13 protein-coding genes and 1 pseudogene are annotated in these 16,194 nt (G+C 65.9%); 6 read left to right on the top strand and 8 right to left on the bottom strand.

The annotated features are described in order from the left end of the window. The 4 genes from CFE35_RS09310 to CFE35_RS09295 all read left to right on the top strand — a co-directional run bounded on the left by CFE35_RS09310 (position 1) and on the right by CFE35_RS09295 (position 5,715). A complete protein-coding gene (locus CFE35_RS09310; protein ID WP_292930283.1) occupies positions 1-3,354 on the top strand; it encodes a filamentous hemagglutinin N-terminal domain-containing protein in 3,354 nt (1,117 codons plus the stop codon). 89 nt (positions 3,355-3,443) lie between these two features. After that, entirely contained in the window at positions 3,444-4,577 is a 1,134-nt protein-coding gene (locus tag CFE35_RS09305; protein WP_292930281.1) for a cobalamin-independent methionine synthase II family protein, read from the top strand. Next, positions 4,574-4,966, top strand: coding sequence for a nuclear transport factor 2 family protein (locus CFE35_RS09300; RefSeq protein WP_292930279.1), 393 nt, complete (start codon positions 4,574-4,576; stop codon positions 4,964-4,966). The genes CFE35_RS09305 and CFE35_RS09300 overlap by 4 nt, the downstream gene beginning before the upstream one ends. Continuing rightward, positions 4,963-5,715, top strand: a complete 753-nt coding sequence (locus tag CFE35_RS09295) for an IclR family transcriptional regulator (RefSeq protein WP_292930277.1) — start codon at positions 4,963-4,965, stop codon at positions 5,713-5,715. Before CFE35_RS09300 ends, CFE35_RS09295 begins: the two co-directional genes overlap by 4 nt. A 68-nt stretch (positions 5,716-5,783) precedes the next feature. On the opposite strand, the gene CFE35_RS09290 is transcribed toward CFE35_RS09295, so the two are convergent. The 7 genes from CFE35_RS09290 to CFE35_RS09260 all read right to left on the bottom strand — a co-directional run bounded on the left by CFE35_RS09290 (position 5,784) and on the right by CFE35_RS09260 (position 13,261). Further along, positions 5,784-6,623, bottom strand: coding sequence for a beta-etherase (locus CFE35_RS09290; RefSeq protein ID WP_292930275.1), 840 nt, complete (start codon positions 6,621-6,623; stop codon positions 5,784-5,786). Positions 6,624-6,780: 157 nt separating this feature from the next. After that, positions 6,781-8,169 carry an aminomethyl transferase family protein gene (locus CFE35_RS09285; RefSeq protein WP_292930273.1) on the bottom strand — a complete coding sequence of 463 codons (1,389 nt, stop codon included), beginning with the start codon at positions 8,167-8,169 and terminating at the stop codon, positions 6,781-6,783. 208 nt (positions 8,170-8,377) lie between these two features. Further along, positions 8,378-8,635, bottom strand: a complete 258-nt coding sequence (locus CFE35_RS09280; RefSeq protein WP_292930271.1) for an ATP synthase F1 subunit epsilon — start codon at positions 8,633-8,635, stop codon at positions 8,378-8,380. 50 nt (positions 8,636-8,685) lie between these two features. After that, entirely contained in the window at positions 8,686-10,143 is a 1,458-nt protein-coding gene (gene atpD / locus CFE35_RS09275; RefSeq protein WP_292930269.1) for a F0F1 ATP synthase subunit beta, read from the bottom strand. 24 nt (positions 10,144-10,167) lie between these two features. Continuing rightward, positions 10,168-11,040, bottom strand: coding sequence for a F0F1 ATP synthase subunit gamma (locus CFE35_RS09270; RefSeq protein ID WP_292930267.1), 873 nt, complete (start codon positions 11,038-11,040; stop codon positions 10,168-10,170). Positions 11,041-11,135: 95 nt separating this feature from the next. Next, positions 11,136-12,665, bottom strand: coding sequence for a F0F1 ATP synthase subunit alpha (gene atpA, locus CFE35_RS09265; protein WP_292930265.1), 1,530 nt, complete (start codon positions 12,663-12,665; stop codon positions 11,136-11,138). A gap of 41 nt (positions 12,666-12,706) precedes the next feature. Next, positions 12,707-13,261 (bottom strand): F0F1 ATP synthase subunit delta, encoded by a 555-nt coding sequence (locus tag CFE35_RS09260; protein WP_292930263.1) that lies wholly within the window; start codon positions 13,259-13,261, stop codon positions 12,707-12,709. A gap of 245 nt (positions 13,262-13,506) precedes the next feature. Here CFE35_RS09260 and CFE35_RS09255 point away from each other — a divergent pair. Next, positions 13,507-14,049, top strand: a pseudogene (locus CFE35_RS09255) (methylated-DNA--[protein]-cysteine S-methyltransferase); the annotation flags it as partial. 83 nt (positions 14,050-14,132) lie between these two features. After that, complete coding sequence (locus CFE35_RS09250; protein WP_292930261.1) at positions 14,133-14,636, top strand: ferritin family protein; 504 nt, start codon at positions 14,133-14,135, stop codon at positions 14,634-14,636. A 13-nt stretch (positions 14,637-14,649) separates the two neighbouring features. On the opposite strand, the gene CFE35_RS09245 is transcribed toward CFE35_RS09250, so the two are convergent. After that, positions 14,650-16,173, bottom strand: coding sequence for a carboxyl transferase domain-containing protein (locus tag CFE35_RS09245; protein ID WP_292930259.1), 1,524 nt, complete (start codon positions 16,171-16,173; stop codon positions 14,650-14,652). Positions 16,174-16,194: the final 21 nt, after the last annotated feature.

The following is a 16,194-nucleotide window of genomic DNA, read 5'->3' as shown; positions in this document are numbered from 1 at the left end:
ATGGCCCGCATCCGCTGCGTCCTCCATCGCTTCTGGCCGATGCTCGCGCTCTGCGCCGCTCCTGCAGCGGCGCAAACCGCCCCTCGCACACCCGCCACGGCCATCATCGCCGATAGCGCCGCCAGCGGGCGCGGCCTCGGCACGGTTGTGGGCACCGCCGGACGCGTCACCGTGATCGAGGGCGGAACCCTCGCCGGAACCAACTTGTTCCACAGCTTTGCCACCTTCGATCTCGCCGCTGGCGATACCGCGCGGTGGACCAGCACGCTCACCGATCCGGCGCGCATCACAGCCGTGATCAACCGCGTCACCGGCGGCACGATCTCTGCCATCAACGGGCGGATCGATACGCAGGGCCTGCCCCATGCCGCGTTCTTCTTCATCAATCCGGCGGGCATCGTGCTGGGTGAGGGGGCGCGGGTCGATGTCCCCGGCGCGGCCCACTTCTCCACCGCAGCCGCGCTCCGCTTTCGCGATGGCGGCAGCTTCTCGCTCAGCACCCCCGGCGGCTCGACGCTGAGCATGGCCGCCCCGTCCGGCTTCGGCTTTCTCGGCTCGCAGCGTGGCATCATCGTCAAGGCGCAGGCCCGCACGCTTGGCACCGGCGGCCTCGATCTGGCGGCGCGCAATATCACCTTCGCCGATGCCACTTTCGCCACCCCGTGGCTGCGGGCGGTCGCAGTCGGCACCGGCCTTCATGAAACCGCGCTCGGCGATGCGCCCTCGGGTGATCCGCAAGGCCGCCTGACCTTTCGCAGCAGCCGCATCGGTGTCGGCAGCGCGGGGGCGCAGCTTGCCGCCGGCACGATCGACCTGTTCGGCAGCGCGCTCAAGATGCAGACTGCGAAAGCTGCGCCAACAGGCGACATTGCCCTGGTCGGCCAGCGGATCACCCTTGGCAGCAGCACGATAACGTCTACCGGCACCACATCATCCGGCGCAATCCGCCTCGAGGGCGGCAGCCTCGATCTCTATGATGCCGCGCTCGTCACCCGCGCGCCGCGCGGGGCAAGCGGCGCCATCGCGGTCACGGCGCGCACGCTTGCGCTCGATGCCGTGTCGATCCTCTCCGAAACCGGCGGCGCTGGCCGCGCCGGAGCCATCACGCTCACCGTCTCGGGCAAGGCGAACGTGCGCGATTCCATTGTCTCGTCCACCGCTCGCAGCCGTTCGACCGGCGCGGCTGGGGCTGTATCGCTGCGCACCGGTGCGATGGAAATCTACGCCAGCCGGATCAGTTCCGATGTGCAGCGCGCCGCGCTCGGCTCTGCAGGGGCAGTCACGGTCGATGCCGCCTCGCTCAGGTTCGATGGCGGCGCGCAGATCGCCTCCACCACGCTGGGGCGCGGCGGAGGCGGCGCGCTGGCGGTGCAAGTCGATGGCACGCTCGAACTCTACAGCCAGTCCGCGATCTCCGCCGATACCCAGGCTGCGGGGGCAGGCGGAGACGTCCACATCAGCGCAAATCGCATCGTTGTCGATGATGCGCTGATCTCGGCGGATGGTTATGCAGCGGGGCAGGCGGGGGCGGTCACGGTCGATGCCGCCCGGCTGGTCATCGCCAATGGCGGTGCTATCAGCTCGGACACGCGCGGCGCGGGCAGCGGCGGTTCGGTCGTCGTCAACGCCGGGCGCATGGTGGTCGATAGCGCGTTCGTATCTGCCGACAGCTACGCCAGGGGCAGAGGCGGCACGATCACGGTCAACGCGCAGGAACTGCGGCTGGGCAGCGAGGCCAAGATCCGCTCCGCCGCCTATGGCCGGGGCGCGGCCGGCTCGGTCACCGTGGTCGCACCGCAGTTGGTTCTGCGCGGCAATTCGTCGATCAATTCGGACGCGCTGGATCGCGGCAGCGCGGGTGAAGTCCGCGTTACGGGACATAGGATCATCGTTTCCGGCAACAGCTACGTCACCTCCGATGGCGTCAGCGAAGGCGGCGGCGGCGCGGTCACCGTCAGGGCCGGGCGGCTGGCGCTTGTCAGTGGCGGTTTCCTCGCCGCGGATACCTATCAGGACGGGGCCAGCGGCGCGGTTTCCGTTGATGCCGGCACGCTGCTCCTCGATAGCGGCTACATCGCCACGCAGGCCCGCCCGGCTTCCTCGGGCGATGCGGGCACGATCCGCATCAGGGCAGGCCGCATCACCGCGCGCAATAGCAGCTTCATCGCTTCGGGCACGTTCGGCGATGGCAGCGGCGGCGGCCTCGATATCGCGGCAGACCGGATCGCGGTGCTCGATAGCAGCTTCTTCGGCACCGATTCCAACGGCGCGGGCAAGGCGGGCACGATCAAGGTCACCGCAGGCCGCCTCGCGCTCATCGGCGGGGGCACGATCTCGTCCAATGCTTTCGCGGAAGGAAATGGCGGCGATATCGCCGTCGCCGCGCAGACCCTGATTCTGCGCGAGGGCGTGATCGCGACAAGCGCAGATCCCGGCGCGCAGGGCAATGGCGGCGATATCGCCGTGCGCGCTGGGCGCCTTATCCTCACGCACGGGGTCATCTCGTCAGACAACATGGGGCGCGGCGCGGCGGGCACCATCGCGATCCGCGCCCGTTCCTTCGCGCTCGATGGCGGCGCGGTTTCCACTTTTGCCGGGGCTGCCGCCCGCAATGCCGGTGCGATCACCATGAACGTCACGGGCGCTCTCGCGCTCGGCGGCGGTGCGGCGATCACGGCGTCTTCGGCCAATGCCCGGCCCAGCGGCACGATCTCCATCACCACAAGCAGCGTGGCGGCGTTCGGCAGCGCTACCGCGATCACCACCTCGAACATCTGGCGCCGCCCCTCCGCCGGGGCTGCGCCCGATAGCGGCGGCGCCGGCACGATCATGCTCGGGGCCGAACGCATCACCTTTGCCGATGGTGCCGTGCTGGCCAGCAATTCGCTGGAAGGCCCGGCGGGCGATATCGCCGTGACCATGCCGGCCACGGGCATCTTCAGCCTCATCGGCGCGGGCGATCCGGGCGTGGTCACCACGTCGTCCGGGCCGGGCACGGGCGGCCGGATCACGATCAGCAACCCGCTCGCGCTCGTCTCCAACGGCGGTAGCATTCTGGCGCAGGGCCAGCTTGGCGGTGCCTTGCTGGCGCTGGATTCGCGCTTTTTCATCCAGTCGGCAGACCGTGCAAACCGGATCGCGGTCGATGGCGCGATCCGGATCGACAGCAGCTTCTACGATGTCAGCGCGGGCACTTCGCCGCCGCTGGTCGATTTCCTCGATGCCTCGAAAGTCCTGCTCGGCCAATGCGCCTCCGCCCGCGCCACGGGTGAGGCAAGCCGGATCGGATGGCGCAACACCGGCCCTTATGCCGCTGTCTCGCGACCATCTCCCGCACCGTGCCCAGCGCCATAGGGCGGATCGGCGTTTGGCCAATCCCCCGCTTGCCACCACCGCCCTATCGACTATGAAAAGTTCACACATATGAACTGGAGCGATGCGTGATGACCAGGATCAAGACCTCCCATGTCGGCAGCCTGCCGCGCGGCGACGAACTGACGCCCCTCCTGCTGGCCCGCGACAAGGGCGAGGCCTATGACGCCGAAGCGTTCGACACCGCCGTTGCTGCTGCCGTCGATGCCGCGGTCAAGGCGCAAGTCGAAGCGGGCGTTTCCGTAGTCTCCGATGGCGAACTCGGCAAAGTCGGCTACTCGACCTACATGATCGAGCGCCTTTCGGGCTTCGGCGGCCATATCGACCGCAAGCCTGCGGCCGACCTTGCCGAAGTGCCGAACCTTGCGAAGAAGCTTTCCGCGATCATGGGCAGCCAGGAATTCGTCCGCGCCTCATGCATCGGCGATGTGCGGCTTGTGTCGCTCCAGCCGCTCCACGACGATATCCGCCGTTTCCGCTCCGCCTTGGATAACCACGCTGCCCCCGATACCGAAGCCTTCATGAACGCCGCCTCGCCCGGCCTCATCACCGCGTTTCAGGTCAACCGCCACTACCCCAGCCACGAGGCCTACCTCGCAGATCTGGCGGACGCGATGCGCGAGGAATACGAGACCATCGTGAACGCGGGCTTCTACCTCCAGCTCGATTGCCCCGATCTCGCGATGAGCCGCCACACCGGCTATCAGGACATGAGCGAGGAAGATTTCCTCAAGGTCGCCGCCGCCAATGTCGAGGCGCTGAACGCCGCCACCGCCAACATCCCGCCCGAGCGGATGCGGATGCACGTGTGCTGGGGCAACTACGAAGGCCCGCACGATCACGATATCCCGCTGGAGCGCGTGATCGATATCGTGCTGAAGGCGCGGCCCTCCACGGTCCTGTTCGAAGCCGCCAACCCGCGCCACGAGCATGAATGGAAGGTCTGGCGTGACGCCAAGCTGCCTTCCGACAAGATCCTCGCCCCCGGCGTGATCGACACCTGCTCCAACTATGTCGAACACCCCGAACTCATCGCCCAGCGCATCGAACGCTTCGCCGCCATCGTCGGGCCGGACCGCGTGGTCGGTAGCACCGATTGCGGCTTCGGCACCTTCGCGGGCTACGGCAAGATCGATCCCATCGTGACCTGGCGCAAGCTGCGCAACTTGCGCGAAGGCGCGGATATCGCGGCGGCGCGCATATGACAGCTGACGAACGCCGCGCTGCCGAGGCCGATTGCGCCCGCCTCATCGCGCTCTACGCCAATCTCAACGACGCGGCGCGCTGGGACGATGTCGCCGCGCTCTATGCCGAGGATGGCGTGATGGTGCGCCCCACCGCACCCGATGCGCCCACCGTTGGCCGCGCGGCGATCCTGGCCGCGTTCAAGGCCCGCCCGCCGCGCACCACGCGGCACGTGTGCAGCAACGTGGTGATCGACGTCGAAAGCGCTGATACCGCGCGCGGGGAGAGCGCCATGCTGCTGTTCACCGGCGCTGCCGAACCGCTGGTCGGCTCGTTCCATGATCGCTTCGTGCGCACCGCCGATGGCTGGCGCTTTGCCGAGCGGCGCGGGAGCCTGCTGTTCACGTGAATGCGTCGTCCTCTTCCGCCGCCCCCCAGCCGGTCAAGTCCGCGCTGCGCACGCTCGATGTGATCGAATTTGTCGTAGCGCACCGGCAGGGGGTGGTGGCGCAGGAAATTGCAGCGGCGCTGGCGATCCCCGTCAGCAGCCTGTCCTACTTGCTCACCACGCTGGCAGACCGGGGCTATCTCGCGCGGGAGGGCCGCCGTTATTTGCCCGGCCCCGGCCTCGAACGCTTGCGCGCCGGGCCGGAAGCGCTGCCGCTGGCAGACCGCGTTGCCCCGCTCGTCCGCGCGCTCAAGGGCGAACTGAATGAAACCGCCGCGTTCATGGTCCAGCGCGGATGGGAAGTGGAATCGCTGGTCACCGAAGCCAGCGATCAGGCGCTGCGCTATGCGGTCGATCCCGGCACAAGGCGGCCTCTGCACGCGCTCGCAGCGGGCAAGGTGATCCTTGCCGCGCTGAGCGAGGCTGAACGCGCGCGCTATTTCGCCGAAACCACGCGCGCCGCGTTCACTCCCGCCACGCGCACCGATGAGGCCGATCTCGCCGCCGATATTGCGCGGATCACAGCCGATGGCATTGCCGTGGCGCGCGAAGAGGCGACGGTCGGCATCGTTGGCACCGCTGTGCCCGTGCGGCTTGATGGCACGTTCGTCGGCGTGTTCAGCGTCGCCGTTCCCGCCGTCCGCTTCGATGCCGCGCTCGAAGCCCGCGTCCGCCAAGCCCTCCTGCGCGCAGCATCAGCACTCGCCTAGTTCCTCCCCATTTTCGTCGAAGACGCAAATGGGGAGGTGGCCCTCTGTAGGCGGGTCGGTGGGGTACTTTACTTCTTCATCCCTTCCGTGATCCGCTGGGTTTCCGCACTGGTCGAAGCGGGGCCAGTGTTGCGCTTGTAGATCCCGCCCTGGCCCGCCGCGCGGTTGAACAAATCCGGATCGCCCTCACGCTGTTCGAGGCCAAACAGCGGAAACAGGCCCGGATGCCGCCCCAGCCCGCCGTACAGATCAAGGCTCCGCTCGATCCAACCCCGCAGCGGATCATCGTTCGCCAGCACCGGGGTCTTGCACACCGATGCGGTAAACAGAATGCCGCCCAGAATGCGGTAGTCGGCATAGTTGGGCGTATCCCCGCCCAGCCACTCGCTCTGCCCCAGCGCGGCGCGCAGCGGCTCCAGCGCGGCGGAAATCTTCGGCAGGCGCTCGTCGCGTCCGGCTTGCACGTCTTCCAGCTTGCGCCCCAGCATTTTCTCGCGGCTGTGGGTCACATACTCGTGGTCCTGCGGCAGCGAGAGATCGCGGTAATCCTGGCAGAAGCAGAACATCCACGGGCCGACCGCCGCATTCCAGAACCAGTGGTCGAGCGCCTTCAGCGTCGCCGCCACGGAAGGGTGCGGGATCAGTGCGGGCCGGTCGGGATACTTGGCGTCGAGATATTCGACGATGCCCCAGCTATCGAGCACCCATTCCCCATCATCGACGATGGCGGGCAGGCGCTCGGTCTTGCCGCCCGTCCGCTCCAGAATGCCGGTGAACCCACCGGGCACCACATCGAGATCGAAGCCCTTGTGCTTCAAGGCATATTTCGTCGCCCACACGAACGGACTGATCGTCGCGCCGGTGCTCAGCGCAAGGTCGTAGAAGGTGATCGTGTTGTTCGCCGCCATGGGGAATCCTCTCGTTTCTCGTTGCCCGCAATCTGCCAGATATTGTTAGTGACACAAACTATTTTTGCGCCTCCGCGGTCCCTCTCGCACACAAAAAAGCGCCGGCCTCATCGGGAGAGACCGGCGCTCCTTCTGTCTGGGATACCCCGGACGAAACTTACTTCCGCGTGCGCCAGCCTTCGGCATAGTTGTCACGCGCCGCCGCCACATAGGGCACGGGCGAAACCACGGCCTTGATCTCGGTCTGCACGTGTGGCTCGACAGTGGGCTTCGAAGTGCCGCCGTTCGGCTCGCCCCACAACAGCGTCACTTCGGTGCCGGTCTCGGCAAAGCCCGGCTCCATCATTGCCAGCGTCAGGAACTTGCCCTCGTTCGCGGTGTAGCCGATCCAGGTCGAAAGGCCGACCTGCTTGCCGCCGCTCAGCACCTGATCGAACGGGTGCATCGAATAAACCGAGCTCGGGTACTCCATGAACTTCGCGCGCTCGCCTTGGCTGAGCGCGGAGGACTGGACGCGCATCACGTCTTCGTTGTCGAGCGCCAGTGTCACCTTGGTACGATGGTTGCCTGCCGCTGCCATCTTTTCGAGTGCCGCGCGGCCGATGAACTCGTGGTCGAACTTCACGAACGGCCCGTAACCCAGATCCCACGGCGTGGTGTAATAGCCCTCGACCGTCTCGGGCACCCAGCTGCCGCCGACCGAGCACTTGGCCTCATAGGAATTGGCCGTCAGCCATGCGCGATAAGGGGCCAGCGCCTCGCCGGTGTAGATCGCGGGGAAGGGGGAGGGGATCCAGCCTGATTCCAGCGTGTTGGACGAATAGGCCCGGCCGCCGACGAGCGCCATGCCGAACTCCTTGCCCGCTTCGACCAGCGCGGCATGCACCGCGCCATAATCTTCCCACGGCCCCATCAATTCGAAGCCCGGCTGGCCCGCCATGCCGTGGCGCAGCGCGCGCACTTCCTTGCCGCCGATGGTCAGGCGGCACATGTGGAAGAACTTGAGGTCGGGCGGCGTTGCACCAATGGCCTTCTCGATGATCTTCATCGCGTTGGGGCCCTGCACCTGAAAACGATAGGAATTGCGCTTGCCGTCGGTGCGCATCGCCCATCGCTCGTCGCGCTCCACGGTCACGTTCCAGTTGCCGGTGGCGGCGTGGAATTCCACCCACTCGATCGTCGGCGCGCGGCCCACCAGATTGAAGTGGTTTTCATCGAGATAGAACAGGATCACGTCGCCGATGACATAGCCATCGGGCGTGACCGGCACGAACTGCTTGGCGCGGTCCGGCTGGAAGTTCTTGAACGAGTTGATCCCCAGATGCTCCAGCATGGCGAAGGCATCGGGGCCTTTCACCGCCAGATCGACCATGTGGTACGACTGGTTATACAGCACCGCCGTATGCCCCCAGGCCCACTGCTCCGCGCGCCAGTTGGAATATTCCGCCGGTACGCCGGGATAGACGTTGGGGCCAACCTGCTGGTTGCGCAGGAAGTGGACGAGATCAGGCTGGGCGCCGATCACAGTTTCAAGGGACTGGGTCATGACAGGGCTCTCCCGGAATGCGATTGCGAAATTCGCCATGCCTGAATTTCAACAGGATGAAAAGTTCAGTTATGTGAAATAGCGAAAAAAGTTCGCCGCGCCCCTCCACCTAGCCTCCCCCGACCGGAGGAGGGGCTCGTCGCGCTGTCCCCAAACGCAAAAGGCCGGCCCAAACGGACCGGCCTCTTGGCTAGGCTCTGGCTGGAAATCAGCCCTCGACGTGCTCGGCCAGAACCGTGAGGCCCTTTTCGCTCACTTCGGCAAAGCCGCCGACGATCTGGATATCCTCAGGCGCGGCGCCCGCGCTGCGATAGACGCGAAGCGCGCCGTCCTGCACCGTCGACATGAACGGCGCGTGGCCTTCCAGCACGCCGAAATTGCCTTCCGAGCCGGGGACTTCGACCATGAAGACCTCTTCCGAACGGACGAGGCGGGCCGGGGTGACGAGTTCGAAGTGCAGGGACATGGGCAGTTCCTAAAGCCCGCCCTCCAGCAAGGAGAGCGGGCGTTTCGAGATCAGGCTTCTTCAGCCAGCTTCTTGGCCTTGGCGATCGCATCGTCGATGCCGCCGACCATGTAGAACGCGCTTTCCGGCAGGTGGTCGTATTCGCCGTCCACAACCGCCTTGAACGAGCGGACGGTGTCTTCGACCTGCACGAACTTGCCCGAGATGCCGGTGAACACTTCGGCCACGTGGAAGGGCTGCGAAAGGAAGCGCTGGATCTTGCGCGCGCGCGCCACGATCAGCTTATCTTCTTCCGAAAGCTCGTCCATGCCGAGAATGGCGATGATGTCCTGCAGCGACTTGTACTTCTGCAGGGTTTCCTGAACGCGGCGAGCGGTTTCGTAGTGCTCCTGGCCGACGACGGCCGGGGTCAGCACGCGGCTGGTCGAGTCGAGCGGATCCACCGCCGGATAGATGCCGAGTTCCGAGATCGCGCGGTTCAGCGTGGTCGTTGCGTCCAAGTGGGCGAACGAGGCAGCAGGCGCCGGATCGGTAAGATCGTCCGCGGGCACGTAGATCGCCTGCACCGAGGTGATCGAACCCTTGGTGGTCGAGGTGATGCGTTCCTGCAGCTGGCCCATGTCGGTCGCCAGGGTCGGCTGGTAGCCCACCGCCGAAGGAATACGGCCGAGCAGCGCCGACACTTCCGAACCCGCCTGCGTGAAGCGGAAGATGTTGTCGACGAAGAACAGCACATCCTGGCCTTCTTCATCGCGGAAGTATTCGGCCATGGTCAGGCCCGAAAGCGCGACGCGGGCGCGGGCACCCGGCGGCTCGTTCATCTGGCCGAACACGAGCGCAACCTTCGAGCCATCGGGGGTCGGGTTGCCATCGGCGTCCTTGGCGATAACGCCTGCGTCGAGGAATTCGTGGTAAAGGTCGTTGCCTTCGCGGGTGCGTTCACCGACGCCCGCGAACACCGAAACGCCGCCGTGGCCCTTGGCGATGTTGTTGATCAGTTCCTGAATGAGCACGGTCTTGCCGACGCCCGCGCCGCCGAACAGGCCGATCTTGCCGCCGCGCGCATAAGGCGCAAGCAGGTCGATGACCTTGATGCCGGTGACCAGAATGGCCGCTTCGGTCGACTGGTCGATGAACTCAGGCGCCTTGGCGTGGATCGGTGCGGTCTTTTCCGCGTTCACCGGGCCCTGCTCGTCGATCGGCTCACCGATCACGTTCATGATGCGGCCCAGTGTCATCGGGCCAACCGGCACCGAGATCTGCGCGCCGGTGCTCTTGACTGCCTGACCGCGGGTCAGGCCGTCGGTCGCGTCCATCGCGATGGTGCGGACAGTGTTTTCACCGAGGTGCTGCGCAACTTCGAGAACGAGGCGGTTGCCGTTGTTGTCGGTTTCGAGCGCGGTCAGAATCGCCGGCAGTTCGCCGGTGAAGGTCACGTCGACGACGGCGCCGATGACCTGGCTGATCTTGCCGGTAGTGGTCTGGTTGAGGACGGCTGCGGTGGCCATGTTGGTTTCCTTACCTAAGATTTCTTAGAGCGCTTCGGCGCCAGCGATGATTTCGATGAGTTCGGTCGTGATCGCAGCCTGACGGCTGCGGTTGTACTGGATGGTCAGCTTCTGGATCAGCTCGCCCGCATTGCGCGTCGCGTTGTCCATTGCTGTCATCGAAGCGCCCTGTTCCGAAGCTTCACGCTCCAGCAGCGCGCCGAACACCTGGGTGGTGACATAGCGCGGCAGCAAGGCTTCGAGGATTTCCTCCTCGCCCGGCTCGTATTCCACGACCGCGTCGCTGGTGCTCGCCGCTGCCGGGGCAGGGACGGGGATCAGCTGCTGCGTCACCGGGTCCTGCTGCAGGGCAGACTTGAACTTCGGCGCCACGAGGTGCGCCACATCGAACTTGCCGCCTTCGAACAGCGCGATCAGCTCGTGCGCGATGGCGCTGGCTTCGTCGAAGCCGGGCGTGCGCACCATGCTGGTGTCATAGCCATCGGCCTTGATGCTGGGGAACTCGCGCTTCAGCGGCGCGCGGCCCTTCTTGCCGACGAGGTAGAAGGTCACGTCCTTGCCAGCCGCTTCGAGCGCGCGGGCCTGAAGCTTGGCTTCCTTGACGATGTTCGAGTTGAGACCGCCGCACAGGCCCTTGTCGGTGTTGACGACAACGAGCAGATGGCGCTGGTTCGAGCCCGTACCGCGCATCAGCAGCGGGGCGCTGTCCTGCCCGGCAACCTTGCCGGCAAGGCTGCCCATCACCGCCGCAAGACGGCTGGCATAGGGGCGCGCCGCTTCTGCCGCGGACTGCGCCTTGCGCAGCTTGGCCGCCGCGACCATCTGCTTGGCCTTGGTGATCTTCTGGGTCGATTTGACCGAGTTGATCCGGCCCTTGAGTTCCTTCAGCGAAGCCACTCTAGTTTCCTCTTAATCGTCACCCCGGACATAAGTCCGGGATCCCGCTGGTCCCTCCGGCTCCCGGCGCATGCACCGGGAGCGCGGGGAAAGGCTTACGCGAACTGCTTGCCGAACGCTGCGAGCGCAGCAACCAGCTTGCCCTTGGCTTCGTCGCCCAGATCCTTGGTGTCGCGGATCAGGGTGAGCAGGTCGGCATGGCTCGAACGCAGATAGCTCAGCAGCTCTGCTTCGTACTCGTTGACGCGGTTCACCGGGATGCTGTCGAGGTAGCCGTTGGTGCCCGCGAAGATCACGCAGGTCTGCTCTTCAAAGCCGAGCGGCGAGAACTGCGGCTGCTTGAGCAGTTCGGTCAGGCGCGCACCGCGGTTGAGCAGCTTCTGCGTCGAAGCGTCGAGGTCCGAACCGAACTGCGCAAACGCCGCCATTTCGCGGTACTGCGCCAGCTCCAGCTTGATCGAGCCGGCCACCTTCTTCATCGCCTTGGTCTGCGCCGAGGAACCCACGCGGCTCACCGAGAGACCGACGTTGATCGCCGGACGAATGCCCTGATAAAACAGGCCGGTTTCAAGGAAAATCTGGCCGTCGGTGATCGAGATCACGTTGGTCGGGATGTAGGCCGAAACGTCGCCGGCCTGCGTTTCGATGATCGGCAGCGCCGTCAGCGAGCCATTGCCGTGCTCGTCGTTCATCTTCGCGGCGCGTTCCAGCAGGCGCGAGTGGAGATAGAACACGTCGCCCGGATAGGCTTCGCGGCCCGGCGGACGGCGCAGCAGCAGCGACATCTGGCGGTAGGCCACGGCCTGCTTGGAAAGATCGTCGTACACGATCACGGCGTGCATGCCGTTGTCGCGGAAGAATTCGCCCATCGTCGCACCGGTGTAGGGCGCGAGGTACTGCAGCGGCGCGGGCTCCGAAGCGGTGGCGGCCACGACGATGGAATATTCCATCGCGCCGTTTTCTTCGAGCTGGCGGACGATCTGCGCCACGGTCGAGCGCTTCTGGCCCACGGCTACGTAGATGCAGTAGAGCTTCTTGCTCTCGTCATCACCCGCGTTGGCGGCCTTCTGGTTGATGAAGGTATCGATCGCGACGGCGGTCTTGCCGGTCTGGCGGTCACCGATGATCAGTTCGCGCTGGCCGCGGCCGACGGGAACGAGCGCGTCAATCGCCTTGAGGCCGGTCTGCACGGGCTCGTGCACCGACTTGCGCGGGATGATGCCCGGAGCCTTGACTTCGACGCGGGTGCGGACGGCGTCCACGATCGGGCCCTTGCCGTCGATCGGGTTGCCCAGCGCATCGACCACGCGGCCGAGCAGGCCCTTGCCGACGGGAACGTCGACGATGGTGCCGGTGCGCTTGACGACATCGCCTTCCTTGATCTCGGCGTCCGAGCCGAAGATCACGACGCCGACGTTATCGGCTTCGAGGTTGAGCGCCATGCCCTTAACCCCGTTCGAGAACTCGACCATCTCGCCGGCCTGGACCTGATCGAGACCGTAGATACGGGCGATACCGTCACCGACCGACAGCACCGAGCCAACTTCCGAGACCTGGGCTTCGGTGCCGAAGCTGGCGATCTGGTCCTTGATGACCTTCGAGATTTCAGCAGCACGGATTTCCATGGAATGCCTTCCTTAAATACTTAGGAGCTTCAGCCTGGGCGTTAGCCCTTCATGGCCTGCGCAAGCGAATTGAGACGGGTACGGATCGAGCTATCGATCATGCGGCTGCCGATCTTGACGACAAGGCCACCAAGGATCGCCGGATCGACATGAGCCTTGACCGTGACGGAGCGGCCTTCACGGACCTTGAGCTTTTCTGCCAACTGCGCAAGCTGCGCGTCATCGAGCGGATGCGCGGTGGTTACTTCGGCGGTCACTTCGCCGCGCGCAGCGGCCGCAATCGCGGTGAACGCGCGGACCACATCGGGCAGCGAGGCCAGCCGGCGATTGGCCGCCAGCACGCCGAGGAAATTGCGGGTGAGGGGCGAGACCTTCAGCAGCTCGGCCACTGCGTCCACCGCCTTGGCGGCTGCGTCGCGCGAAACTTCGGGGTTCTTCAGCAGCGCGGCCAGATCGCCCGATTCGCGCACTGCCGAGCCAAGCGTATCGAGGTCGGTTTCGACAGCCGTCACCACCCCTTGTTCGCCCGCCAGATCATAAAGCGCGGCCGCGTAACGTCCCGCCAAGCTGGCCGTAATCCCGCCGGAAATCTCCACGCGCCCTGTTTCCCTTCGTCCAGTATGGATCGCAAATCTGACTTGCATGGGCCATGGTGCCGCGCACACAGCACGGCGGCCCGCAATGGGGGCGCGCCTAGCAACCAAGTCCCCGCCTGACAAGATGGCTCTTGCCGTCTAATCGTGGATTCGCTGCAAGAGCGTGCCCGGCAAGCCCATCAGTTAGCCCCCAGAGACGTCCATACAGCAAGGAAACGCCGCCGATGCCGCCCACTGAAACTGCCCCTAGCGTCTGGATCGATGGTGGACGCGGCGCGGTGCTCCACTGGGATGTCGCGGCCACGTCGCTCGGCCCGATGCTCGTCGCTGCCAGCGCCAAGGGCGTCTGCCGCCTTTCGTTCGGCGAAGACCCCGCCGTCCTCGCGCAGCGTTTTCCACATGCGCGGCGCGTGCAGGCCAGAGGCGAGGCTGGTGCAGACTTTGCCGCGCTCCTCGCGCAGATCATCGCCGCTGCCGAAGCGCCCGGTGAAACCGAGTTTGCCCATATCCCGCTCGACGTTTCCGGCACGCCGTTCCAGCAGGCCATCTGGCAGGCGCTGCGCCGCATCCCCAAGGGCGAGACGCGCACCTATGCGCAGCTGGCAGCCGACGTCGGCCGACCGGGTGCGGTGCGTGCGGCGGGCTCGGCCAATGGGGCCAATCACGTCTCGCTGCTGATTCCCTGCCACCGCGTGGTCCGCACCGATGGCAGCCTTGGCGGCTATGCCTGGGGCCTTGATATCAAGGCGAAGCTGCTCCAGCGCGAGGGCGCGCTCCTGCCCCTTTAGCCGCGCGCTTAAATCGGCATTCCATCACAGCGAGGGGTGCTGTAGCCTGCGGCAGAATCAGCAGAACAACCGGGAGAGCTTCGATGACCACCGTGACCCTTGAGCCGGGCATGCCGCAGACCATTGGCGAGGCTTTCGCCCACATCGGCACCATTACCGCGCCCACTGTCACCGACATCAAGGTCATGTGCCTCGTCGAAGCCGCGAGCAAGGAGCTCTACCGCGCCACTGCCGCAGGGGCGGAAAATCCGGCCGTCGCCGATCTCCTGCGCACGAATGGTGATGAAGAGTTCGTCCACGCCCGCCGCGCCGCCGCCGTGCTCAAGCTCCTTACCGGCACGGACTTCACGCCCCCCGAAGCAGACGCCAACCCCTATCTCGCGGGCGGCGCGTTCCCCATCGGCGAACTCACCCCCGAAGCCCTGCGCAAGCTGGCGCAGACCGAATTCGACGGTGAGACGCTCTATGAAGGCTGGGCCGCCAGCATCGGCAACGAGGAAGCCGCTGCTCTCCTGCGCGCCAACGGCAAGGAAGAGACCGACCACGGCAATCGCCTGCTTCAGGCTGCCGCGCTTCTGGAAGGCTGAGGAAAATGGGGGCCTAAACCGCCCCCAGCTTCCGCCATGCCAGTTCGGCAAATTCGCACAGCAGTGGCCGCGTATCGCGAGGGTCGATGATGTCCTCCACCGCATAGCGTTCCGCGGTGCGAAACGGCGAGCGCACCTTGTTCAGCCGGTCGCGGATCATCGCGAGGTGCGTCGCCGGGTCTTCGGCAGCTTCGAGCTCGCCCTTGTAGGCCACCTCGATCCCGCCTTCGATCGGCAGGCTGCCCCAGTCGCCCGAAGGCCAGGCAAAGCGGTACTGGAAATCGTCGGCGTTGCTCATCGCGCTCCCGGCAATGCCATAGGCGCGCCGCACGATCACCGAGGCCAGCGGCACGCTCGCCCGGTAGATCGCGTTCATCGCCTGCACGCCGTAGCGGATCGTCCCGCTGGTTTCGGCGGCCAGCCCGATCATGAAGCCCGGATTGTCGACCAGGTGGACAATCGGCAGGCGAAACTGATCGGCCAGTTTCACGAACCGCTCGACCTTTTCCGAGGTGCGCGCTTCCCATGATCCGCCCAGAAACGTGGGATCGCTGGCGAGCAGCGCCACCGGCCAGCCATCGAGCCGCGCAAACGCGGTGATCGCGGCGCGGCCCCACTGGCGGCCCATTTCGAACACGCTGCCCTTGTCGGCAATCGCCTCGGCCACGCGGCGCATCGAATAGACCTGCTTGGGATCGCGCGGCACGGCGGACAGGAGGAACTCCTCGCGCCGATCCACGCTGTCGTGCGGCGCGGTGCGCGGTGCCGTCTGGCCCACGCGGCTCGGCAGGTAGGATAGGAATCGCCGCGCCCGCGCGAACGCTTCGGCCTCGCTCGCCACTTCCTCGTCCACCACGCCGTTGCGGGTGTGGATCACGCTGCCGCCAAGGCTTTCCTTGTCGCTCGCCTCACCCAATGCTTCCACCACCGCTGGCCCGGCGGCGAAGAGCTGGGAAAGTCCCTTCACCATCAGCGAATAATGGCTCGCCACCACCCGCGCCGCGCCAAGTCCTGCCGTCGGCCCCAGCGCCAGCGCCACCACCGGCACGCTGTCGAGGTTGCGAATCACGTCCGACCAGCCCGGCACGGCGGGCACATAAGTCGCGCCGATCTCCTCCAGCGTGCGCACCGATCCGCCGCCGCCGGTCCCGTCGATCATGCGGATGATCGGGATGCCCAGCGTATGCGCCATCTTCTCGCATTGGGTGAACTTGCGGTGGATCGCCGCATCCGCCGCCCCGCCGCGCACGGTGAAATCATCGGCCGAGGCCACCACCGGCCGCCCCTCGATATTGGCGCGGCCGAAGATCAGGTTGGAGGCGTTGAGATCGGTGAGATCGCCCGCCGCATCATAGTGCCCCTTGCCCGCGATCTTGCCGATCTCGCGAAACGATCCGGCATCGACCAGCCCGGCAACCCGCGCCCGCGCATCGAGCTTGCCGCGCCCGTGCTGGCGCGCCACTTTGTCCGCGCCCCCCATGGCTTCGGCCATTGCCTCGCGGCGGCGCAGTTCATCGATTTCGGCTTGCCAGGTCATCGCGTTCGCTCTCCTGTCCAA

This window comes from Novosphingobium sp. PASSN1, from assembly GCF_002278815.1.
This window is presented reverse-complemented; position numbering and strand designations above follow the sequence as displayed.

Bases quoted from the DNA above. Each gene is read 5' to 3' on its own strand.
- CFE35_RS09310 (WP_292930283.1), top strand. From the start codon at position 1: ATGGCCCGCATCCGCTGCGTCCTCCATCGCTTCTGGCCGATGCTCGCG.
- CFE35_RS09305 (WP_292930281.1), top strand. From the start codon at position 3,444: ATGACCAGGATCAAGACCTCCCATGTCGGCAGCCTGCCGCGCGGCGAC.
- CFE35_RS09300 (WP_292930279.1), top strand. From the start codon at position 4,574: ATGACAGCTGACGAACGCCGCGCTGCCGAGGCCGATTGCGCCCGCCTC.
- CFE35_RS09290 (WP_292930275.1), bottom strand. From the start codon at position 6,623: ATGGCGGCGAACAACACGATCACCTTCTACGACCTTGCGCTGAGCACC.
- CFE35_RS09285 (WP_292930273.1), bottom strand. From the start codon at position 8,169: ATGACCCAGTCCCTTGAAACTGTGATCGGCGCCCAGCCTGATCTCGTC.
- CFE35_RS09280 (WP_292930271.1), bottom strand. From the start codon at position 8,635: ATGTCCCTGCACTTCGAACTCGTCACCCCGGCCCGCCTCGTCCGTTCG.
- atpD (WP_292930269.1), bottom strand. From the start codon at position 10,143: ATGGCCACCGCAGCCGTCCTCAACCAGACCACTACCGGCAAGATCAGC.
- atpA (WP_292930265.1), bottom strand. From the start codon at position 12,665: ATGGAAATCCGTGCTGCTGAAATCTCGAAGGTCATCAAGGACCAGATC.
- CFE35_RS09250 (WP_292930261.1), top strand. From the start codon at position 14,133: ATGACCACCGTGACCCTTGAGCCGGGCATGCCGCAGACCATTGGCGAG.
- CFE35_RS09245 (WP_292930259.1), bottom strand. From the start codon at position 16,173: ATGACCTGGCAAGCCGAAATCGATGAACTGCGCCGCCGCGAGGCAATG.